Genomic DNA, 21,664 nt, shown 5'->3' on the forward strand with positions numbered 1-21,664 from the left:
CGGGGTGACGTCAGTTGACGCCCAGCCAGCTCTCGATGGGATGCAGGGCGAAGTAGACGACGAAGACCAGTGTCAGGGCCCACATGAAGACGCCGACCTCACGGGCCCTGCCCTGCGCGAGCTTGATGGCGGAGTACGAGATGACGCCCGCGGCGACACCGGTGGTGATGGTGTACGTGAACGGCATCAGGACGACGGTGAGGAAGACCGGGACGGCGACGGAGCGGTCGCTCCAGTCGACGTGCCGGGCGTTCTGCATCATCATGGCGCCGATGATCACGAGGGCCGCGGCAGCGACCTCGGCCGGCACGATCGCGGTCAGCGGGGTGAAGAACAGGCAGGCGGCGAAGAAGAGCCCGGTGACGACGGACGCGAGCCCGGTGCGGGCCCCCTCCCCGACGCCGGTCGCCGACTCGACGAAGACCGTCTGGCCGGAGCCTCCGGCGACCCCGCCGATCGCACCGCCGGCACCGTCGATGAACAGCGCCTTGGACAGGCCCGGCATCCGCCCCTTGTCGTCGGCGAGGTTCGCCTCGGTACCGACTCCGATGATCGTGGCCATCGCGTCGAAGAAGCCGGCCAGCACCAGGGTGAAGACGATCATGCCCACCGTCATCACGCCGACGTCGCCCCAGCCGCCGAACTCGACGTCGCCGAAGAGCGAGAAGTCCGGTGAGGAGACGGCGCCGCCGCTCAGCGCGGGCGGCCCGCTGCTCCAGGACTTGGGGTCGATGTCGACGACCGCGTTGGCCACGATCGCGACGACGGTTCCGGCGACGATGCCGATCAGGATCGCGCCCGGGATGTTCCGTGCCTGCAGCATGAAGATGAGCAGCAGCGTCAGGGCGAAGATGAGGACCGGCCACCCGGTGAGTTCGCCCGTGGGCCCGAGGGACAGCGGGGTCGCCGTTCCCTGGTGGACGAACCCGGCCTTGACGAGGCCGATGAGCGCGATGAAGAGCCCGATACCGATGGTGATGCCGTGCTTCAGCGCGAGCGGGATCGCGTTCATGATCAGCTCGCGGAGGCCGGTGACGACCAGCAGGCAGATCACGACGCCGTAGACCACGCACATGCCCATGGCCTGGGGCCACGTCATGGCGGGGGCGACCTGCGAGGCGAGCACGCCGGAGACGCTGAGGCCGGCGGCGAGCGCGAGGGGCACCTTGCCGACGAAGCCCATCAGCAGGGTGGTGGCCGCCGCGGCGAGGGCGGTGGCGGTGATCAGTCCGGACTGGCCGAGCAACTGGCCGTCGACGTCCTTGCCGCCCAGGATGAGCGGGTTGAGCAGGAGGATGTACGCCATGGCCATGAAGGTCGTGACGCCGCCGCGCACCTCGCGCGCGACGGTCGATCCTCTTTCGGATATGTGGAAGTACCGGTCGAGCCAGGACCGTCCGGCGGGGACGCGTGAGCCGGGGCCCGCGTCCTGCGCGCTCGTCCTGGGTTCCACTGACTGCTGGGTCATGTTGCCTGACTCCCAAGGTTCACAGGGGCACCCGCGTGGAGCTGCCGTGATTGCGGGATTTGGGATGACTGCGCGGCGGCACGACCCGGGGGACGGCCCGAGACGAACTACGTGGTGCAGGCTGAACGGGTGGTGCGAGAGCTCCGGACGGTGCGCGGCGCGGGGAAGTGTGACGTTCACGGCAGGCGCGCACCGCCCGGAGGGCTGTGGCGGCCCGTCAGGTGCCGGTGATGTGCTCGGGGCGCACCGGTGTCCTGGTGAGCTCGAGCCCCGTCGCGTTCCGGATCGCCGCGAGGACGGCCGGCGTGGACGACAGGGTCGGCGCCTCGCCGACGCCACGGAGCCCGTACGGGGCGTGGTCGTCGGCGAGTTCGAGCACGTCGACCGGGATGGTCGGGGTGTCGAGGATGGTGGGGATCAGGTAGTCCGTGAAGGACGGGTTGCGCACCTTCGCGGTCTTCGGGTCGACGATGATCTCCTCCATGACGGCGACACCCAGCCCCTGGGTGGTGCCGCCCTGGATCTGCCCCACGACCGACAGCGGGTTCAGGGCCTTGCCGACGTCCTGGGCGCAGGCGAGCTCGATGACCTTCACCAGTCCGAGCTCGGTGTCGACCTCCACGACCGCGCGGTGCGCGGCGAAGGAGTACTGGACGTGGCCGTTTCCCTGACCGGTGCGCAGGTCGAAGGGTTCCGTGGGCCGGTGGCGCCACTCCAGCTCGACGTCGACGGCCTCGTCCTCCAGTACGTCGGCGAGGGAGGCGAGCACCTCGCCGCCGTCGGTGACGACCTTGCCGCCCTCCAGGAGGAGTTCGGCGGTGGCCCAGGCGGGGTGGTAGGTACCCAGCTTGCGGCGGCCCATCTCCAGGACGCGCTCGCGCACGGCCTCGCAGGAGTTCTTCACGGCGCCGCCGGTGACGTACGTCTGGCGGGAGGCGGAGGTGGAGCCGGCGGAGCCGACCCGGGTGTCGGCCGGGTGGATGGTGACCTGGTTGACGCCCAGTTCCGTACGTGCGATCTGGGCGTGGACGGTGACACCGCCCTGCCCGACCTCGGCCATCGCGGTGTGCACGGTGGCGACGGGTTCGCCGTTGATGACCTCCATCCGCACCCGGGCGGTGGAGTAGTCGTCGAAGCCTTCGGAGAATCCGACGTTCTTGAGGCCGACCGCGTAGCCGACGCCCCGTACGACGCCCTCGCCGTGGGTGGTGTTGGAGAGTCCGCCGGGCAGGGCGCGTACGTCGACGGAGCTGCCCTCCGCGTCGGCCGAGAGCCACTGCTGCTCGGGCGGCAGGGGCCTGGCCTTGACGCGGCGCAGCAGTTCGGCCACGGGCGCCGGCGAGTCGACGGGCTGCCCGGTGGGGAGCAGGGTGCCCTGCTCCATGGCGTTCAGCTGCCGCAGCTCGACCGGGTCCATGTCCAGGGCGGCGGCGAGCTTGTCCATCTGCGCCTCGTAGGCGAAGCACGCCTGGACGGCGCCGAAGCCGCGCATGGCGCCGCAGGGCGGGTTGTTGGAGTAGAGGGCGATCGCCTCGATGTCGACGTCCTCGACGGCGTACGGTCCGACCGCGAGGGAGGAGGCGTTGCCGACGACGGCCGGGGAGGCGGAGGCGTAGGCGCCGCCGTCCAGCACGATCCGGCACTTCATGTGCGTGAGCTTGCCGTCCTTGGTGGCGCCGTGCTCGTAGTGGAGCTTGGCCGGGTGCCGGTGGACGTGTCCGAAGAAGGACTCGAAGCGGTTGTAGACCATCTTGACGGGCTTGCCGGTGCGCAGCGCCAGCATGCAGGCGTGGATCTGCATCGACAGGTCCTCGCGTCCGCCGAAGGCTCCGCCGACGCCGGAGAGCGTCATGCGGACCTTGTCCTCGGGGAGCCCCAGGACGGGGGCGATCTGGCGCAGGTCGGAGTGCAGCCACTGGGTGGCGACGTACAGCTCGACGCCACCGTCCTCGGACGGCACGGCGAGTCCGGACTCCGGGCCGAGGAAGGCCTGGTCCTGCATGCCGAAGACGTAGTCGCCGGTGACGACGACGTCGGCGCGCCGGGCGGCCGCGTCCGCGTCGCCGCGGACGATGGGCTGGCGGTGGACGATGTTGGGGTGCGGGACGTGGCCGATGTGGTGGTCGGTGCGGCCCTCGTGGATCAGGATGGCGCCGGGGGCGGTCGCGGACGCCTCGTCCGTGACGACCGGCAGTTCGGCGTAGTCGATTTTGATCTTCGCAGCGGCCCGGCGCGCGGTCTCGGGGTGGTCCGCGGCGACCAGCGCGACCGGTTCCCCGTGGTGGCGGACCTTGCCGTGCGCGAGGACGGGCGTGTCCTGGATCTCCAGGCCGTAGTTCTTCATCTCGGCGGGCAGGTCGTCGTAGGTCAGCACGGCGTAGACGCCGGGCGTGGCGACGGCCTCGCCGATGTCGATCGACCTGATCTCGGCGTGCGCGAGGGTGGAGCGCAGTGTGTGGCCCCACAGCATGTCCTCGTGCCACATGTCCGAGGAGTACGCGAACTCGCCGGTGACCTTGAGGGTGCCGTCGGGGCGCAGCGTGGACTCGCCGATGCCGCCGCGGGTGTGGGAGCCCTGGGTGATCTTGGTGGGGGTGCCGGCCGGTACGGATGCGGCTCGTGGGTTCAGCGCCATGGTTATCGGACCGCCTCTTCCTGACGGGCGGCCGCGAGGCGGACCGCGTCGAGGATCTTCTCGTAGCCGGTGCAGCGGCACAGGTTGCCGGAGAGCGCCTCGCGGATGTCCTGGTCGGACGGGGAGGGGTGGGCCTCGAGCAGCTCGTCGGCGGCCACCAGGAGGCCGGGGGTGCAGAAGCCGCACTGCACGGCGCCCGCGTCGATGAACGCCTGCTGGATGGGGGAGAGCTCGGTGGCCTCGGCGCTCTGCCCGTCGGTGGGCTTTGCCTGCCACCGCTGGGCGGCGTCGAGAGAGGTGCCGCAGGCGCCGGAGGCGCAGCCGGCGCCGGGGTGGGCGTCGTCGCGGTGCCTGGCGTAGTCGGCGAGGCCCTCCACCGTGACGACCTCGCGGCCCTCCGCCTGGCCCGCCGCCACGAGGCAGGAGCAGACCGGCACGCCGTCGAGGCGGACCGTGCAGGAACCGCATTCGCCCTGCTCGCAGGCGTTCTTCGACCCCGGAAGGCCCATGCGTTCACGCAGGACGTAGAGGAGGGACTCTCCCTCCCAGACGTCGTCGGCTTCCTGCTTGCGCCCGTTGACCGTGAAATTCACTCGCATGGTTAAGCAGCTCCTTCGAGGGTGCGGCCCGCGCCGCGGTACTGCTCCCAGGTCCACCCCAGCGTGCGCCGGGCCATGATGCCGACCGCGTGCCTGCGGTAGGCGGCGGTACCGCGTACGTCGTCGATGGGGTTGCAGGCCCCGGAGGCGAGTTGGGCGAACTGCGCGGCGACCGAGGGGGTGATGATCTTGCCGCTCTCCCAGAAGCCGCCCTCCTCCAGCGCGGCGTTCAGGAACTCCTCGGCCGCCTCGGCCCGGACCGGGGTCGGGGCGGCGGAGCCGATGCCGGTGCGTACGGTGCGGGTCTCCGGGTGGAGGGCCAGGCCGAAGGCGCAGACGGCGATGACCATCGCGTTGCGCGTGCCGACCTTGGAGTACTGCTGCGGGCCGTCGGCCTTCTTGACGTGCACGGCCCGGATCAGCTCGTCCGGGGCGAGGGCGTTGCGCTTGACGCCGGTGTAGAACGCGTCGATCGGGATCATGCGCGTCCCCCGTACGGATGCCACCTCGACCTCGGCGCCCGCGGCGAGCAGCGCCGGATGGGCGTCGCCCGCGGGGGAGGCGGTGCCCAGGTTGCCGCCGACACCGCCGCGGTTGCGGATCTGCGGCGAGGCGACGGTGTGCGAGGCCAGGGCCAGGCCGGGCAGCTCGGTCCTGAGGTGCTCCATGACGGCGCTGTACGGCACGGAGGCACCGAGCCGTACGGTGTCCTGGCCCACCTGCCACTCGGACAGCTCACCGATGCGGTTCAGGTCCAGGAGGTACTCGGGGCGCCGGTGGTCGAAGTTGATCTCGACCATCACATCGGTGCCACCCGCGATGGGCACGGCCGTCGGGTGCTCGGCCTTGGCGGCGAGCGCCTCCTCCCAGCCTGCGGGGCGAAGGAAGTCCATGAGTGGCTCTCTTCTCAATCTGTCGTTTCGCTGGGGCTGGGGGACGGCCGGCCCTCGACGTGGTCGTTCATGTCTTGTTCACGCGGTGTGTGAGCCAGTACACAAGCCTTGGGCCAGTCGGTGCAGTCACCGAAACCATGAAGGAATTGGCTGGCCGCCGTCCTCGTCTTGTAGATTCGAACGAATGGCGGGTATCGGTAACCTCACCGCAATTCACAGGTATCCCCAGCTGTCCCCCGCACCAACGAAGAAGATCGGCGGCAACCGACGATGCGGCTCCGCGCACTGCTGGACACCGACGCGCTGGGCCTGCGGCTGCTCGGCGGTGAGGACGAGCTGGACCGTTCGGTCCGGGGCGTCATGACGACCGACCTGCGCGACCCCAGCCGCTATCTCTCCGGCGGTGAACTCGTCCTCACGGGCCTGGCCTGGCGCCGGGACGCCTCGGACTCCGAGCCCTTCGTCCGGCTCCTGGCGGGCGCCGGGGTCGCGGGGCTCGCGGCCGGCGAGGCGGAGCTGGGGGCCGTCCCCGACGATCTCGTCCAGGCGTGCCTGCAGCACCGGCTGCCGCTCTTCGCCGTGCACGAGACCGTCGCGTTCGCGACGATCACCGAGCACGTGGTGCGCCAGGTGTCGGGCGAGCGCGCCGGGGACCTCGCCGCCGTCGTCGACCGCCACCGCCGCCTGATGACCTCAGGCCCGGCGGGCGGCGGCCCGGAGGTGGTCCTCGACCTGCTCACCTCCGACCTGGACCTGCGGGCCTGGGTCCTCTCCCCCACCGGCCGCCAGGTCGCCGGCGCGGGGGAACCCCTGGCGGGCCGTGTCGGCGCCGCACTGGCCGGCCGCCATCTCGCGGCCACCCGCACCGGCCGCCGGGGCCCGCACCGGGCGGAGGTCGACGGCACGACGTACGCGCTGTTCCCGATCCGGAACAACGGCCGGGACGCGGACCCGGTCCCTCCCCGCGACGTCCGCGAGTCGCTGCTCTCGGACTGGCTGCTGGCCGTCGAGGCCGACGCGGGCGACTGGCCGGCCCCGCGGCTGGACCTGCTCCAGGGCGTCACCCAGCTGATCGCGGTCGAACGCGACCGCCGCGACGCCGCCCGTACGGTGCGCCGCAGGCTCGCCCAGGAGGTCCTGGAGCTGGTCCAGACGGGCGCCGCCCCCACCGAGATCGCCGCCAGGCTGCGGGTGGCCGCTCCCGTCCTGCTGCCGGGCCTGGGTACGGCGCCGCACTGGCAGGTCGTCGTCGCGCGGGTCGAGTGGACCGGGCAGGGCCCCGGCGCGGATCCGTCGGGCGGCCGGGCCGCGCAGGCGGTGCTGGAGGAGATCCTGGTCGACCCCCGGGTGACGGGCCCCGACTCCGCGGACCGGATCGCCGTGGCGCACACCGGCGACGAGGCCGTGGCCCTCGTGCCGCTGCCCGCGGTCCCGCCGGCGCCCGCCGCCGAAGCCGATGAGGCGGGTGAGGCGGGTGCCTCCCCCGCCGCCGCGGGCACCCCCGAGCAGCGGGACGCCGCACTGCACGCCGACGTGCTGCTCGCCGGCATCCGTGAACCGCTCTCCGCCGGGCTCGCGGACGACGGCCGCCTGACACTGGGTGTCAGCGCCGCCGTGCACTCCGCCGAAGGGCTGCGCGGCGCCCTGGAGGAGGCCCGGCACGCCCGCCGGGTCGCGGCGGCCCGCCCGGGCCCGGTCTGCGCGGCAGGCCACCACGAACTCGCCTCCCACGTCCTGCTGCTGCCCTTCGTGCCGGACGACGTCCGCCGTGCCTTCACCGCCCGGCTCCTCGACCCCCTGCGCGACTACGACCGGCGCCACCGCGCCGAGCTGATCGAGACGCTGGAAGCCTTCCTGGACTGCGACGGTTCCTGGACCCGCTGCGCGGCCCGGCTGCACCTGCACGTCAACACGTTGCGCTACCGCGTCGGACGAATCGAGCAGTTGACGGGGCGTGACCTTTCGCGCCTCGAGGACAAGCTCGACTTCTTCCTCGCCCTGCGTATGAGCTGATCTCCCGGCACCACCCGGGACCGGCGGGGCTCCGGCCGATTGTGAAATCTTTCACCTGACATCGACCCCACCTCTTGGCCCGGCGTGCCATTCCGTGCTGAGATGCGCCAGGACCCAACAGCTCGATGGCGCGCTCGGGGAGGGCAACGTGGCGCACACCGCCATGTCTGGTACCGGAACGACAGCAGATGACGATCCGCCGCTCCAGACAGCGGTATGGCGGCTGCGTTCACGCGCCTGCTGGACCGACGCGGCCGCGCTGCTCGAACCCGGCGCGGCCACCGATCCCGCCGTCGCGCTGCAGCGCACCTCCCTGCTGATCGAGCGGTGTCTCTACACCGGTACCGGCTGGACCGACGCCGAGGACGCGCTGCGCACGGCCGAGGCACTCGCCCACGACGACACCGAGCGCGGGACGGCCGCCTGCGAGCGCGGCTACCTCGCCTACGCCTCCACGCTCCTGGGCGTACGCGACCGGGCCGACGAGGCCAGCGTGGCGCTGAGCCGGGCAGCGGCCCTGCTCTCCCCCACGGCCCCCGGCCGCGCGCTGCTGGACCTGCGCCGCGGTCTGATCGCCCAGAACATCGCCGACGCGCCCCAGTCCGCCCTCGCCGCCTACCGCAGGGCCCACGCCGGAGCGCTGGCCCAGGGCGACGCGCTGCTGCTCTCGTCCACCTGGCGGCACCTCGCCTCGCTCGCGCTGCGTGAGGGCGAGCTCGCGGAGGCCCGGCACGGCTTCGCGGAGTCCCTGCGGATAAGGGAGGAGCTGGGGTTCCTCGTCGGTACGGCCCCGGCGCTCATCTCGCTCGCCGACGCCGGGTCCGGGCCCGAGGCGGCCCGGCTGCGCGCCGAGGCCGGCCGGCTGTTCCGGCTGCTGGGCGGCGTACCGACCTGGCTGGCGCCGCGGCTGGAGCCACCGGCCCCGGAGACCGCCGAGGCGAACTGACCGGTGCGGCCGGCCGGACTTCCCCGGCGGCCCGCGCCCTGATCAGCGGCCGGGCACCGGTGCTCCACGGTCCCGCCGGTCAGCGGTCGGCGCCCGTGAAGTGCTCCCGCACGAGGGACTGCACCACGGTGAGGTCCCTCGCGATCAGCGCGTCCAGGAGCGCCGTGTGCTCCGACGCGTCGGCGAGCAGGTCGGCCCGCCGCGTGGCGGGATTGCTGACCAGTGGCCACTGGGACCGGCGGTGGAGGCCGTCGGCGACCGCGACGAGCTGTTCGTTGCCCGCGAGCGCGAGAACGGCCCGGTGGAAGGCGCGGTCGCACTCCGCGTAGTTCGCCCGGTCACCGACCGCGGCGGCCGCGACGGTGGCGTCGGCCAGCGGGCGCAGCGCGCACCAGTCGGCGGCGGGGACGGTGCGGGCCAGCCGCAGCATCACGGGAACCTCGATCAGCGCGCGCACCTCGGCGAGCTCCGCCAGCTCGCGGGGGCCGCGCTCGCTGACCCGGAAGCCCCGGTTCGGCACGACCTCGACGGCGCCCTCGGAGGCGAGTTGCTGCATGGCCTCGCGCACCGGCGTCGCCGAGACACCGAGGCGGGCTCCGAGCGCGGGCGCCGAGTAGACCTGCCCGGGGGCCAGCTCCCCGTCGACGAGGGCGGCCCGCAGCGCGTCCAGGACCTGGCCTCTCACCGAGTGCCGCCGCACCACGCGGGGGGCGGGCGGCTCACTGTGGGTGTGCTCGCCGCGCGCCTGTCCGGGCACGCGGGCGTCCGGCGGGGTCGCCGCGTACGCGTACGACGGTCGTACGTCCTCACGGGCTCTGCCCTGCTCCACTGGACCTCCTCGGACCGGCGGGCACCGGCTCGCGTGCGCCGGGCCCCCTGTGCACGATAGGCGGAGCGGACCACAGTTCACACACCGCGCAGTTCGGGTAAGGTAAGGCTTACCTGTAAATGATCGCGATTCGGTGGTCCCCACATGCCCGTGTCCACTCTGCTCGCCGCCACGCCGTCCCCCGTGACCGCGGCGTACGCGCGTATGACCGAGGTCTTCCCCGGGCTGCGCGCGGAGGTGCTCAGCGACGACGTCGCCGCACCGTCGGACGGCGGCTGGGTGGGGGCGGCCGAGCTCGCGGAGGGCGGCACGGCACTTGACGCCTTCCTGGCGTGGGACGACGCCCAGGTGGTGCGCGACTACGGCACCCAGGCCCGCCCCGACGTGGTGGCCAGCTTCGGGCTGCACCGCTACGCGTGGCCGGCCTGTCTCCTGGTGACCGTGCCGTGGTTCCTCCACCGCAGGGTGCCCCGCATCCCCGTCCAGGACGTCTTCTTCCAGCGGGCCCTCGGCCACCTGAGCGTCCGGGTGCGGGAATTCGCCTGCCTGCCGGACGACCCTGCGGCCTCTCTGCCCGGCGCCCGGGTCGTGCCGGACGAGGCGGCCCTGCGCGCGGAGGTGCTCGGCGCGGTGGCGGAGCACCTCGGCCCGGTCCTCGAGGGCTTCGGGCCGCGCATGCGGCGCGGCAGGCGCGCCCTGTGGGGCATGGCCACGGACGAGATCGTCGAAGGGCTCTGGTACGTCGCCCACCTGCTCGGCGAGGAGCGCCGCGCGATGACCGAGCTCGAACTGCTGCTGCCCGGCACGACCGGGCCGTACGTGGGCACCGCCGGCTTCCGCGAGCTGACCGGGCCGAACGGCGAATCATTGCCGACCCGCGACCGGGCGAGCTGCTGCCTCTTCTACACACTGCGGCCCGAGGACACCTGCGTCACCTGCCCCCGCACCTGCGACGCCGACCGCGTACGGAAGCTGACGCCCGCACCGTGACCCGGTCCGGCCGGTCACACCCCTCGCCCGGGTGATCCGATTCGAACGCAACACCGCTTAACCGTAGACGCGTTCGACAACATTCCGCCCAACGATGGTCCCGGCCACCCCAATGGCGTTCACTTGCCCCGAAACCGCCTGAGCGAGGGGGCATTTCCGTCACGATGGCGCCCGAAACGCCCTACGTGACGCAAGGGACCGCGCATGAGACTGACCGACATATCGCTTGACTGGCTGCTTCCGGGCGCCGTACTGCTCGTGGGGGTCATGGCGGCGGTGACGGTGGTCGCGCGCGGCAGGCGCGCCGCTGAGAAGGCCGCGGCCGACGACAGCTGGGAACGCAGCGAGGACCGTCGCAGGCGCAAGGAGGCGCTCTACGCCACCGCCTCGTACGTCCTGCTGTTCTGCTGTGCGGCGGTCGCCGCCGCCCTCTCCTTCCACGGGCTCGTCGGCTTCGGCCGGCAAAACCTCAACCTCACCGGCGGCTGGGAGTACCTGGTGCCGTTCGGCCTCGACGGGGCCGCCATGTTCTGTTCGGTGCTCGCGGTGCGCGAGGCGAGCCACGGTGACGCGGCCCTCGGCTCCCGGCTGCTGGTCTGGACGTTCGCCGGCGCCGCCGCCTGGTTCAACTGGGTGCACGCACCGCGCGGGATGGACCACGCGGGCGCCCCGCACTTCTTCGCGGGGATGTCGCTCTCGGCGGCCGTGCTCTTCGACCGCGCGCTCAAGCAGACCCGGCGTGCCGCGCTGCGCGAGCAGGGCCTGGTGCCCCGCCCGCTGCCGCAGATCCGGATCGTGCGGTGGCTGCGGGCCCCCAGGGAGACCTTCGGCGCCTGGTCGCTGATGCTCCTGGAGGGCGTACGCACCCTGGACGAGGCGGTCGACGAGGTCCGCGAGGACCGCAGGGAGAAGGAGCAGGACCGGCTCCGCCGGCGGGACCGGGTGAAGTTGGATCGCGCCCGCATCAAGGCCCTGAACCGGCAGAACCGGGCATGGGGGCGTGGGGGCCGAACCGGCCATCAGGTGGACGTCCAGCCCGCCATCGCCCCGGGCGGCGGCGGCGGCACGCAGGCCGTCGCGGAGCCTGCCATAACCGAGCCGGGACAGCTGCCCCTGCGCCCCCGGCCATCCCTGCAAGCCGTGAACGGCTCGAACTCCACGAGCACTTCGGCACAGAGCGCGAGCGGTGATCCCGCGACGGTCGACCTCACCGCCGAGGACGACACCCAGGCCCTGCCGCGACTCGATTCGCTGGAGCGCAAACTCAAGGACCTGGAACAGCAGTTCGGCTGAGGAGGATGAGCCTCCCAGGCCACTCGGGCCTGGGGTCAGGCCGTCCGGCCGCTCAGCTCGAACCACACCACCTTGCCCAGCGCCTGCGCCGTGACTCCCCAGGAGTCGGCCAGACTCTGCACGAGGAGCAGTCCCCTGCCGTGCGTACCGTCGTCGGCGTTCGGTACGTACGGCGCGGGCTCCTGCTCCGCCAGGAAGTCGCGCACCTCCACGCGCAGGCGCGCGGGCGCCGAGGTCACCGTGACCACCGCACCGTTGCGGGTGTGGATCAGAGCGTTCGTCAGGAGCTCGCTCAGCAGGAGCTCGGCCACGTCGGTGTACTGCCTACCCGAGCGGTGGCTCAGAAACTCCCTCAGGGCACACCGCACCTCGCCCACGGCCGACATGTCGGCGTGACCGACTCTGCGATGCAGTCGCGTCGGCCCGCTTTTCTGACGTCTCGTCATGTCCCCCGTCAGCACGCTGATTCGTCCCCCTGTTTCCGACACGTCTCGAACACCATCCCGGGATGCATGCCCCACAGACGGGCGCCCACGCGTCCCCGGGCCTCAACAGGTGAACGAACACCTGCGTCGCCCCCGGCGTGCGCCGGGCGCAACTCGTGCCCGTACGCACGGCCGGCCCTTCAGAGATTCACCGCGTCCGCGGTGAGGACCTTCAGAGGCGCGGCACGTTCCGGAGGTTGGAGCGCGCCATCTGGAGCATGCGGCCCACCCCGCCGTCCAGCACGATCTTGCTGGCGGAGAGCGCGAAGCCGGTGACCATGTCGGCACTGATCTTCGGCGGGATGGACAGGGCGTTCGGGTCGGTGACCACGTCGACGAGCGCGGGACCCTTGTGCTTGAAGGCGTCCTTGAGCGCGCCCGCCAGCTGTTTCGGCTTCTCCACCCGCACCCCGTAGGCACCGGCGGCGCGGGCCACGGCGGCGAAGTCCGGATTCTTGTTGGTCGTGCCGAAGGAGGGCAGGCCCCCCACCAGCATCTCCAGTTCCACCATGCCGAGCGAGGAGTTGTTGAAGAGGACGACCTTCACCGGCAGGTCGTACTGCACGAGCGTGAGGAAGTCGCCCATCAGCATGGTGAACCCGCCGTCGCCGGACATCGACACGACCTGCCTGTTCCGGTCCGTGAACTGGGCGCCGATCGCCTGCGGGAGGGCGTTGGCCATCGAGCCGTGGCTGAACGAACCGATCACCCTGCGCCTGCCGTTGGGTGTGAGGTACCGGGCCGCCCATACGTTGCACATGCCGGTGTCGACGGTGAACACGGCGTCGCCGTCCGCCAGTTCGTCGAGCACCGCGGCGACGTACTCCGGGTGGATCGGCACGTGCTTGTCGACCTTGCGGGTGTAGGCCTTGACCACGCCCTCCAGCGCGTCGGCGTGCTTCTTCAGCATCCGGTCGAGGAACCTGCGGTCGTCCTTGACCTTCACCTGCGGTGTCAGGCACCGCAGCGTCTCGCGCACATCACCCCAGACGGCCAGATCCAGCTTGGACCGCCGGCCCAGGTGCTCGGGGCGGACATCGACCTGGACGATCTTCACATCGGTGGGAAGGAAGGCGTTGTACGGGAAGTCGGTGCCCAGCAGGATCAGCAGATCGCACTCGTGGGTGGCCTCGTACGCGGCTCCGTAGCCCAGGAGCCCGCTCATCCCGACATCGAACGGATTGTCGTACTGGATCCATTCCTTGCCGCGCAGGGCGTGGCCGACCGGAGCCTTCACCCGCTCGGCGAACTCCATGACCTCGGCGTGTGCGCCGGCCGTGCCGCTGCCGCAGAACAGCGTCACCCGTGCGGCCTCGTCGACCATCCGGCAGAGCTTGTCGATCTCCTCGTCCCCGGGCCGCACGGAGGGCCGTGAGGTGACCAGGGCGTGCTCGACGGACCTCTCCGGGGCCGGCTGCCCGGCGATGTCACCGGGCATGGAGACGACGCTGACGCCGCCCCGCCCGACGGCGTGCTGGATGGCCGTCTGCAGCAGGCGCGGCATCTGTTGCGGGTTGGAGATCATCTCGTTGTAGTGGCTGCACTCCTGGAAGAGCAGCCCGGGGTGGGTCTCCTGGAAGTACCCGAGTCCGATCTCGCTCGACGGGATGTGCGAGGCGAGGGCCAGCACCGGGGCCATGGAGCGGTGGGCGTCGTAGAGGCCGTTGATGAGGTGCAGGTTGCCGGGCCCGCAGGACCCGGCGCAGGCCGCGAGATTTCCGGTGATCTGGGCCTCGGCCCCGGCGGCGAACGCGGCGGTCTCCTCGTGCCGGACCTGGACCCACTCGATGCCGGAGTGGCGCCGGACGGCGTCGACCACGGGGTTGAGGCTGTCACCGACGACGCCGTACAGCCGCTCGACCCCCGCCCGTACGAGAATGTCGACGAACTGCTCCGACACGTTCTGCTTGGCCATGGGTGCGCGCCCTTCCTGCCTGTGCTCCGTGCACACGCGGCTGTCCCGGCTCCGGGCGCCGGGACACCGGCCGGCCGGACTCCGGAAACCATCAACCCATGGCGTGCGCGGTTACGCCTCCCAGACTGCGGCGCTCGTGCGGTCGTCGGCGTACCCCTTGGCCCGCAGCTGGGTGTCGGCCAGATAGGCGGGCAGACCCGGCGGTCCACCGGCCGCCCAGCGGCGGGCGAGTTCGCCGGCGAGGGCCGGTTCGCCGCGCATCGGCTCGGCCAGGCCGCTGCTGCAGAGCAGCAGGGTGTCCGCCGGACGGGCGACCGAGGCACGGAAGCGGAAGGGCTCGGCGGGCGGGGGCGGCGGGCTGTCGGCGTACGGCGAAGGGGGCGAGGTGATCTGCAGATCCATGGTCAGCCTGTCCCCGCCGGGGCCCTCCTCCTCCTGTGCGGCAGCACCTGGCACCACGGGGTCCAGGTCCTGCCAGGCGCCGTTGCGCAGCCGGAAGAGGCCACCTGCGCCGACGCCGAAGAAGACCCGTGTGCGGCACTCGGGATCGGCCGGCAGAAGCAGGCAGCGCAGCCCGGCGGTGTACGCGGGTGGCTCCAGGCCCAGCTCGGCGGCGCGTGCGCGGAGTTTGCCGTACGTGCGGTCGGTGAGGCGGTGCAGGCCGGACTTGAGATCGCCCCTGCGTCCCGCCCTTATGTCGTCGCAGAGCCTGGCATGGCTCCGGGCGACGGCCGCGCCGATCCAGCGGCAGGCGTCGGCGGCGGCGACGTGCCCGTGCACGGCCACGCGGGCGCCCGCGGCCATGGCGACCAGGACCAGGGCGCTGTCCCCGGCGCCGAAGCGCGCGGTGAGCAGGGCGTCGCGGCGCGGTTCGCCGCGGAAGCGGGCCGAGTCGCCCCGGACGGACGCGGCCCGCAGCGTGTACGTCCCGTAACGGGCGCCGTCGAGGACCGTGTCGGGGACGAGGCCGTCGAGGTCGTCGGGCCCCGACGCGGGCAGGGCGGCCGGATCGGCGTCGTAGGTCGGCGGCCGGTCCCCCACGTGGGTGACGACCGGTCGCGGCTCCGGTGGACCGTCCGGGAGGGAGGGCGGGTCCGCCGGAGCGGGCTCCTGGGCGGGGACCGGCGGCGGCAGCGGTACGGCGAAGGTGCGCGGCTGCGGGGACCCGGCCGGGGGTTCCCACGGGGCGCGCACGGCGGTGGGGCGCGCGGAGGGCGCGGGAGGCGACGGCGGCACGGGCGGCGGCTCCGGTGCTCGGGGAGCGGCCCGGGGCGGCGCGGGAGCGGCGGGAGGCGGCGCGAGCGTGGGTTGGGGCGGCAGCACCGCGGGCCCGACCGTCGGCTCCGGCGCGGGCGGCGGTGGCACGGGGGGCGCGGAAGGTGCGGGAGGCCGGCGCGGAGCGGCAGGGGAGTCCGGCGTGCCGCGGGCGGGCCGGCGCCGCGCCTCCGGCGCCCGGGGGTCCGGCACGGGTGTCACGGGTGTCACGGTGACCGGGTGGTCCGCCGTCGCTCCCACGGTGCCCGGAGCCGGGCCTGCCGGGTCTGCCGTCGGTCCCTCGGCGTCGGAGACCGGGCCTGCCGGGCCCGGCGTCGCTCCCACGGCGTCCGAGGCCGAGTCGAAGCGGTCGTCGAGACTGTCCGCCGCGCTGCTCGGACCCGTGTCGGGCGCGGTCTCGTCGTACAGCCTGCGCCACCAGTCGTCCTCGTGGGCGGCGGGCCTCTCCCCCTGCTGACTCATGCCCATAGTGTCCACCGCGAGGGCCGTGCCAAAACGGGTCATCCGGAAAAGAGGCCCGGAATTGACGCACCTGGGAGGGGGTCCGCCGGGCGGCCCCACCCCCCACGGGAAGGACGCCCGGCGGACCGGCCCGGGTGGGCGGCGGAGGGTGTGGGCACTCTTCTCGGACGCCGCGGTGACGCCACCTTGACAGAGTGGCCGGTGCTCGGGGGGATGATGGGTCCGGCGGGTTTGCGCCGTGGCTGTTTCCCGCCACTGCGGGGCCTGCCCGACAGGCGCAGAGATGCGCGATCACCACCGCGGGGAGGGTGCGAGGATGCTGGCAGCGATAGGTCTAGACGGGAGACAGGAAGCGGCTTACCGGGCACTTGTCGCGGCGGGCGCCGCCGAACTCTCCGATCTGGCGCGCCGGCTCTCGCTGCCGGAGGCGGACACGGAGCGGGCGTTGCGCCGGCTGGAACAGCAAGGGCTCGTGGCCCAGTCGTCCTCCCGCACGGACCGCTGGGTGGCCGCGCCGCCGGGCGTGGCGCTGGGGGCACTGCTGACCCAGCAGCGGCACGAGCTGGAGCGGGCGGAGCTGGCGTCGGTGCTGCTCGCCGAGGAGTACCGGGCGGAGGCGGCCGAGCCCGCGGTGCACGACCTGGTGGAGGTGGTGACCGGCGCCAGTGCGGTCGCACACCGCTTCCACCAGTTGCAGCTGGGCGCCACCTCGGAGGTCTGCGCGCTGGTCACCGGCAAACCGATCGCGGTCACCGGGATGGAGAACGAGTCGGAGGAACGGGCGACTTCGCGTGGGGTCACCTACCGGGTGGTGGTCGAGCGTGACGTGCTCTCGCTCCCCTCAGGGATCGTCGAGCTGTCGGCCGCGCTGAGCCGTGACGAACAGTGCCGGGTCGTCGACCGGGTGCCGACGAAACTCGTCGTCGCCGACGCCGCGCTGGCCATGGTGCCGCTGACGGGGCGGGGCGCCGAGCCCGCCGCACTGGTGGTGCACGGCAGCGGCCTGCTGGAGTCGCTGATGGGCCTCTTCGAGGCGGTGTGGCGGGATGCCATGCCGTTGCGGCTGGGTGAGAACGGCGTCGACGAGACGGACGGGCCCGGGCCGGACCCGACCGACCTGGGGATCCTTTCGTTGCTGCTGGCCGGCCTGACGGACGCGAGCGTGGCCAAGCAGCTGGATCTGGGGCTGCGGACCGTGCAGCGGCGGGTCAAGGGACTGATGGAGCTCACCGGGGTGTCCACCCGGCTCCAGCTGGGCTGGCACGCGTACGAGCGCGGATGGGTGGCCCGCGCCCCGCGCTGACCACCCGCGCGGCGCGGGCTCCGGGGTATCCGCCCTTCGCGCGTACGCGCCGGCGGGCGGTTCCGGTCGGACTCGGGCAGGCTGGTCGAATGAGTGGGTGGCAGCTCGTTGCCGTGGGCGCGGTGATGCTGCTCGGACTGGTCGGTGTGCTGGTGCCCGGCGTGCCCGGGCAGGCGATCGTCTGGGCCGCGGTGGCGTGGTGGGCTCTCACGGACACGTCCACGGTCGCCTGGGGCGTGCTGATCGCCGCGACATGCCTGCTGTTGCTCAACCAGGCGTTGCAGGCGCTGCTGCCCGCCCGCCGCCCCCATGAGACGGGCGCCCCCCGCAAGACGTTGGTGCTCGGCGGCCTCGCCGCGATCGCCGGGTTCTTCGTCGTTCCGGTGGTGGGTGGCGTCCTGGGGTACGTGGGCGCGGTCTACGGCGCCGAGCGGTTGCGGCTGGGCAGTCGCGGCGCGGGCTGGACCTCCCTGAAGTCGGTGATGCGGGCGACGGGTTACGCGGTGCTGGTGGAGCTCCTGTGCTGTCTGCTCGGCGTCGGGGCGTGGCTGGGCGCCCTGATCTGGGGCTGACCACCGCGCGGCCCGGGATCAGCGCACCGGGTGACAGTGCGGAGCGAGTGCCAGGTGCCGCACGGCGTACGAACGCCACGGCCGCCACGCACCGGCCCCAGGCGTCCGGTACGGATCGACATCGGGATCTCCCAGGGCCCGCATGCGGACCAGCGCCGCCGTCTCCGGCGTGATCCCGGGCAGGCGCAGCAGTGCCCGCTCGGCCTCGTCCCGGTCCGCTCCGGCGTCGAGCCGCACCGCACCGTCGGCCAGCGCGCCCGCCAGCGTCCGCAGTACCGGGTCGTCGGCCGCGCCGGCCAGCACACCCGGCTCGGGGAACACGTGCGTGAGCCCGCCGCACGGCACGTCCAGCACCTTCCCGTACCGCTCGACCAGCTCGTCCGCGGCCCGGGCGCCGACCAGCGCCCGTACGGCGAACTCCTCCGGGTCCGCTGCGCCGGGCGAGCGCAGGCCGGGGCGCGCGGCGACGAGCGGTGCCAGGCGCGGATCGGCGCCCAGCGCGTCGTCCACGGCGTACGGATCGGCGTCCAGGTCCAGGAGACGGCGCAGCCGTTGCACGGCGGTCGTCAGGTCGCGCAGGTCCGTCAGTTCGATCCGGGCCTCCAGCCACGGCCCCGTGGAAGCCTCGTCCACGGCCACGATGCCGGAGCCGTACGGCAGCCGCAGGGTGCGCCGGTAGGTACGGGCCCCGGGGGCACCGCTGATCTCCTCGGTGCGGGTCACCGCCTCGGCACCGAGCAGGTCGAAGACCTCGCGGGCGGCGTACGGGCCGCGGTGCGCGAGCCTGAGCGGGATGCCCGCCCGGCGCCCCTCGCGTACCCCCGCCCCCAGGCCCGTGCCCGCCTCGGCGCGCAGGGCACTGGGGGTACGGGCGTAGATCTGCCGGACGGTGTCGTTGAACTGGCGCACACTGGCGAACCCGGACGCGAAGGCGATCTCGGTGACCGGCAGGTCGGTGGTCTGCAGCAGGACCCTCGCGGTGTGGGAGCGCTGGGCACGGGCGAGGGCGACGGGGCCCGCGCCCAGCTCTGCGGTGAGCTGGCGCTGCACCTGGCGGGCGCTGTACCCGAGCCGGCCCGCGAGTCCGGGAACGCCTTCGCGGTCCACGACACCGTCCCCGATCATCCGCATGGCGCGGCCGACGACGTCGGCACGGACGTTCCAGTCCGCGGAGCCGGGCACGGCGTCCGGGCGGCAGCGTCTGCACGCCCGGAAACCGTGGCCCTGCGCCGCGGCGGCGGTCGGGAAGAAGCGCACGTTCTTCCGCTTGGGGGTGACGGCGGGGCAGCTCGGCCGGCAGTAGATGCCGGTGGTCGCGACGGCGAAGAAGAACTCTCCGTCGAAGCGCGCGTCGCGGCTGCTCACCGCCTCGTACCTGGTCTCCTCATCCGTCACACCGTCCAGTGTGCGCCACCGCCGAGGGGCACACTCGCGGTTTTCGGACGCCGAACCAGGGCGGCTCCGCTACCGGGCCCGGCCCCGCTTGACCGCCAGGGCCTCGCGTCCCTCCGCCCCCCTCCGCTTCCACTCCCGGAGCGTCTCCTGGCGCAGCCGGGCATCGGTCTTGGCCGCGATCCGGTGGTTCTCCCGGAGCAGCTTGCGGTAGCTGTCGAGACGCCGTGCGGGCAGGGTCCCGTCCTCGATGGCGCCGAGCACGGCGCAGCCCGGCTCGGCCTCGTGGCCGCAGTCGTGGAACCGGCACTGCCCGGCCAGTTCCTCGATCTCCGAGAAGACCTGGCCGACGCCGCTCTCCGCGTCCCAGAGACCGACTCCGCGCAGCCCGGGGGTGTCGATCAGCACGCCGCCGCCCGGCAGCACGAGAAGGTTGCGCGTCGTGGTGGTGTGCCGGCCCTTGCCGTCCATGTCACGTGTGGCCCGCACCTCCATCACGTCGGCGCCGAGCAGGGTGTTGGCGAGGGTCGACTTGCCTGCGCCTGAGATGCCGAGCAGGACGCTCGTACCGCCGCCGACGATGGCGCCGAACACGTCGGTCCCCTCCCCCGTGGCCGAGCTGACCGGCAGTACCTGCACTCCGGGGGCGATGCGCTCGACGTCCTCCACGAGGTGGGACAGGGTGGAGGCGTCCGGAACCAGATCCGCCTTGGTGAGCAGCACGAGCGGCTGCGCCTCGTACTGCTCCGTCCGCGACCCGTCGCCGAGGAGCGCGGGACCGGCGGTGCTGGACATGGCCAGGGCGAGGAACCGTTCCAGCCGTCCGAGATCCAGCTCGACGGCGAGCGAGACGCAGATGACGACGTGGTCGATGTTGGTGGCGAGCACCTGTCCTTCGGAGCGCTGCGAGGACGTCGACCGTACGAAGGCGGTGCGCCGCGGGAGGAGCGTGCGGACGAACCGCGGGTCACCGTCGGGGTCGACGGCCACCCAGTCACCGGTGCAGACGATGCGCATGGGGTCGCGGGGCACCACGAAGGCGGTGTCCGCCCTGAGGGTGCCGTCCGGGGTGACCACGTCGCACTGCCCGCGGTCCACCCGCACCACACGTCCGGGCAGGAGTCCCTGCTCGGCGTACGGGGCGAAGGCGTCGGCCCAGTCGTCGTCCCAGCCGTACGGGGCCAGCGGGTGCGACGAGAGGGAAGGCAGGGAGGAAGGAAGATCGGAGAAAGACAAGGGAAACCCTTCACAAGGGCGGCCCCGGCACCGCGCGTTCAGGCGCGGAGAGAAAAGGACAAGGTCAGCCGGTGGCCACGGGGGTGAGAACGATGCACTTCCGGTTGTGGGCAGCGCCCACCGCAACGACAGTCATCAATGTCCTCACCTCCTGATTTCCTCGAACTGCGCCCACCCTAGCCCGCGGCCACCCGGCGACGTCAACGGATTTTCGCCGGACCTCCGCGCGTCCACCTCCTGCCGGTCCACGGGCCGGGCTGACGGTCCGGGCGGTGCACGGCCGACGGACGCCGCCCCCCGCCCGGCACACGAAGGTGCCCACCACCCCCCGTGGAGTGGTGGGCACCTTCGTGACGCGGTGGCTCACGAGGCATGACGGTGGCTCACGACGCGGGGCGTGCGGTCCGCGACCCTACGCACGGCGCTGCGACGTCAGTCGTAGCCGGCCGGGGGTCAGCGGCTGCCGTCCGCACGGTCCGCCCTGCGCGCCGCCGGCACGAAGGCGCCGGCCCGCTCCGGGTCCGGCGCCGGCGGCACCTCCTGCTCGACGTTCCGGCCCGCCTCGCACCATTCGGCGAGCAGCCGGTCGTAGATCGGCGTGGAGCGGTCGGGCGCCGCTTCGGGGTTTCGGCGGGACTGACTGTCGTACTGGTCCATGGGGTGCCTCTACCCGACCGGCCGGGACAGGTCGGTCGGCTGTACGGCAACCGGGCCAATTTCCGCACCATCGGGCTACCCGATCGGCCGGAGGCACCCGGAAGGGGGCCGGTTCGTCCCGGCTGCCACTCCCCGAGGAGCGGTCACCGCGCGGACGGACCGGTCCCCGGCGCCCGACGCGGCGTCAGTTGTCGCCCGCGCCGTGCGCCGGCGGGGTCGGGATGTCGTCGAGGACGTGCGACAGCGCCTCATCACCCTTCGCCCGGGTGGAGTTCTCCTGCACCGGCCCCACTCCCTCCGGGCTCGCCCCCGCTGTCCGTGGAGGCTTCACAAGAGTCCTCGGCCGCGTGCACGGCTTCCGGGACCGGAAGGCCCCGGACCGCAGGTGCGGTCCGGGGCCTTCCTGTGACGGGTGATCGGCTCGGGATCAGCCGATTCAGTCGTTGACGCAGACGTTGCCGAAGGCCGGGTTCAGCGCGCCGATGACGTTCACGGTGTTGCCGCAGATGTTGATCGGGATGTGGATCGGAACCTGGACGACGTTGCCGGACAGAACGCCCGGGGAGCCGATGGCGGCGGCCTCGGCGCCGGCGTCGGCCATGGCCGGAGCAGCGGCTCCCAGCGCCATGAGGGTTCCGGCGGCGACGGCGGCAACCTTGGTGTACTTCACTTTCGTCCCTTTCTGCAGCGGAGCCCTGAGC

General features: G+C 72.8%; 18 protein-coding genes and 1 pseudogene. 6 read left to right on the forward strand and 13 right to left on the reverse strand.

Annotated features, from left to right (window positions below):
- Positions 1-10: 10 nt before the first annotated feature.
- From QFZ58_RS08070 to QFZ58_RS08085, 4 genes are all read right to left on the reverse strand, one after another.
- A complete protein-coding gene (locus tag QFZ58_RS08070; RefSeq protein ID WP_307124233.1) occupies positions 11-1,468 on the reverse strand; it encodes an NCS2 family permease in 1,458 nt (485 codons plus the stop codon).
- 217 nt (positions 1,469-1,685) lie between these two features.
- Positions 1,686-4,103, reverse strand: coding sequence for a xanthine dehydrogenase family protein molybdopterin-binding subunit (locus QFZ58_RS08075; protein WP_307124234.1), 2,418 nt, complete (start codon positions 4,101-4,103; stop codon positions 1,686-1,688).
- A 2-nt stretch (positions 4,104-4,105) separates the two neighbouring features.
- Positions 4,106-4,702 (reverse strand): (2Fe-2S)-binding protein, encoded by a 597-nt coding sequence (locus QFZ58_RS08080; protein ID WP_307124235.1) that lies wholly within the window; start codon positions 4,700-4,702, stop codon positions 4,106-4,108.
- A 2-nt stretch (positions 4,703-4,704) separates the two neighbouring features.
- Positions 4,705-5,595: a xanthine dehydrogenase family protein subunit M gene (locus tag QFZ58_RS08085; RefSeq protein WP_307124236.1), complete on the reverse strand. Its 891-nt coding sequence runs from the start codon at positions 5,593-5,595 to the stop codon at positions 4,705-4,707.
- Positions 5,596-5,865: 270 nt separating this feature from the next.
- Between QFZ58_RS08085 and QFZ58_RS08090 the strand changes: the two genes are divergently transcribed.
- Together QFZ58_RS08090 and QFZ58_RS08095 are read left to right on the forward strand one after the other, a co-directional pair.
- Positions 5,866-7,608 (forward strand): PucR family transcriptional regulator, encoded by a 1,743-nt coding sequence (locus QFZ58_RS08090; RefSeq protein ID WP_307124237.1) that lies wholly within the window; start codon positions 5,866-5,868, stop codon positions 7,606-7,608.
- Positions 7,609-7,771: 163 nt separating this feature from the next.
- On the forward strand, positions 7,772-8,554 hold the full coding sequence (locus QFZ58_RS08095) for a hypothetical protein (protein ID WP_307124238.1): 783 nt from the start codon (positions 7,772-7,774) through the stop codon (positions 8,552-8,554).
- Between the two features lie 79 nt (positions 8,555-8,633).
- Here QFZ58_RS08095 and QFZ58_RS08100 read toward each other — a convergent pair whose 3' ends face one another.
- Positions 8,634-9,383: a GntR family transcriptional regulator gene (locus QFZ58_RS08100; protein WP_307124239.1), complete on the reverse strand. Its 750-nt coding sequence runs from the start codon at positions 9,381-9,383 to the stop codon at positions 8,634-8,636.
- Positions 9,384-9,527: 144 nt separating this feature from the next.
- Here QFZ58_RS08100 and QFZ58_RS08105 point away from each other — a divergent pair, with 144 nt between their 5' ends.
- Together QFZ58_RS08105 and QFZ58_RS08110 are read left to right on the forward strand one after the other, a co-directional pair.
- Positions 9,528-10,373, forward strand: coding sequence for a (2Fe-2S)-binding protein (locus QFZ58_RS08105; protein WP_307124240.1), 846 nt, complete (start codon positions 9,528-9,530; stop codon positions 10,371-10,373).
- 204 nt (positions 10,374-10,577) lie between these two features.
- Positions 10,578-11,666 (forward strand): DUF2637 domain-containing protein, encoded by a 1,089-nt coding sequence (locus tag QFZ58_RS08110; RefSeq protein ID WP_307124241.1) that lies wholly within the window; start codon positions 10,578-10,580, stop codon positions 11,664-11,666.
- A 35-nt stretch (positions 11,667-11,701) separates the two neighbouring features.
- On the opposite strand, the gene QFZ58_RS08115 is transcribed toward QFZ58_RS08110, so the two are convergent.
- The 3 genes from QFZ58_RS08115 to QFZ58_RS08125 form a co-directional block, all read right to left on the reverse strand.
- Positions 11,702-12,112, reverse strand: coding sequence for an ATP-binding protein (locus tag QFZ58_RS08115; protein WP_307124242.1), 411 nt, complete (start codon positions 12,110-12,112; stop codon positions 11,702-11,704).
- 211 nt (positions 12,113-12,323) lie between these two features.
- The gene (locus QFZ58_RS08120; RefSeq protein ID WP_307124243.1) at positions 12,324-14,066 is read right to left on the reverse strand and encodes a pyruvate dehydrogenase; all 1,743 of its coding nucleotides are present in this window, start codon (positions 14,064-14,066) and stop codon (positions 12,324-12,326) included.
- Positions 14,067-14,177: 111 nt separating this feature from the next.
- Positions 14,178-15,803, reverse strand: a complete 1,626-nt coding sequence (locus tag QFZ58_RS08125; RefSeq protein WP_307124244.1) for a protein phosphatase 2C domain-containing protein — start codon at positions 15,801-15,803, stop codon at positions 14,178-14,180.
- Between the two features lie 316 nt (positions 15,804-16,119).
- On the opposite strand from QFZ58_RS08125, the gene QFZ58_RS08130 reads away from it, so the two are divergent.
- Together QFZ58_RS08130 and QFZ58_RS08135 are read left to right on the forward strand one after the other, a co-directional pair.
- Positions 16,120-17,106 carry a helix-turn-helix domain-containing protein gene (locus QFZ58_RS08130; protein WP_307124245.1) on the forward strand — a complete coding sequence of 329 codons (987 nt, stop codon included), beginning with the start codon at positions 16,120-16,122 and terminating at the stop codon, positions 17,104-17,106.
- Positions 17,107-17,195: 89 nt separating this feature from the next.
- On the forward strand, positions 17,196-17,678 hold the full coding sequence (locus QFZ58_RS08135; protein WP_307124246.1) for a DUF456 family protein: 483 nt from the start codon (positions 17,196-17,198) through the stop codon (positions 17,676-17,678).
- A gap of 18 nt (positions 17,679-17,696) precedes the next feature.
- Here the strand turns inward: QFZ58_RS08135 and QFZ58_RS08140 are convergent, their stop codons facing one another.
- The 5 genes and pseudogenes from QFZ58_RS08140 to QFZ58_RS08160 all read right to left on the reverse strand — a co-directional run bounded on the left by QFZ58_RS08140 (position 17,697) and on the right by QFZ58_RS08160 (position 21,633).
- Positions 17,697-19,073: a DNA-3-methyladenine glycosylase 2 family protein gene (locus QFZ58_RS08140; protein WP_307124247.1), complete on the reverse strand. Its 1,377-nt coding sequence runs from the start codon at positions 19,071-19,073 to the stop codon at positions 17,697-17,699.
- Positions 19,074-19,142: 69 nt separating this feature from the next.
- A complete protein-coding gene (gene rsgA, locus QFZ58_RS08145; protein WP_307124248.1) occupies positions 19,143-20,306 on the reverse strand; it encodes a ribosome small subunit-dependent GTPase A in 1,164 nt (387 codons plus the stop codon).
- A gap of 453 nt (positions 20,307-20,759) precedes the next feature.
- The gene (locus QFZ58_RS08150; RefSeq protein ID WP_307124249.1) at positions 20,760-20,963 is read right to left on the reverse strand and encodes a hypothetical protein; all 204 of its coding nucleotides are present in this window, start codon (positions 20,961-20,963) and stop codon (positions 20,760-20,762) included.
- A 184-nt stretch (positions 20,964-21,147) separates the two neighbouring features.
- Positions 21,148-21,240, reverse strand: a pseudogene (locus QFZ58_RS08155) (RdlA protein); the annotation flags it as partial.
- 159 nt (positions 21,241-21,399) lie between these two features.
- Positions 21,400-21,633 (reverse strand): chaplin, encoded by a 234-nt coding sequence (locus tag QFZ58_RS08160; RefSeq protein ID WP_307124250.1) that lies wholly within the window; start codon positions 21,631-21,633, stop codon positions 21,400-21,402.
- Between the last annotated feature and the right edge of the window lie 31 nt (positions 21,634-21,664).

Origin of the sequence: Streptomyces sp. B1I3, assembly GCF_030816615.1 — a bacterium.
Classification (GTDB): domain Bacteria; phylum Actinomycetota; class Actinomycetes; order Streptomycetales; family Streptomycetaceae; genus Streptomyces.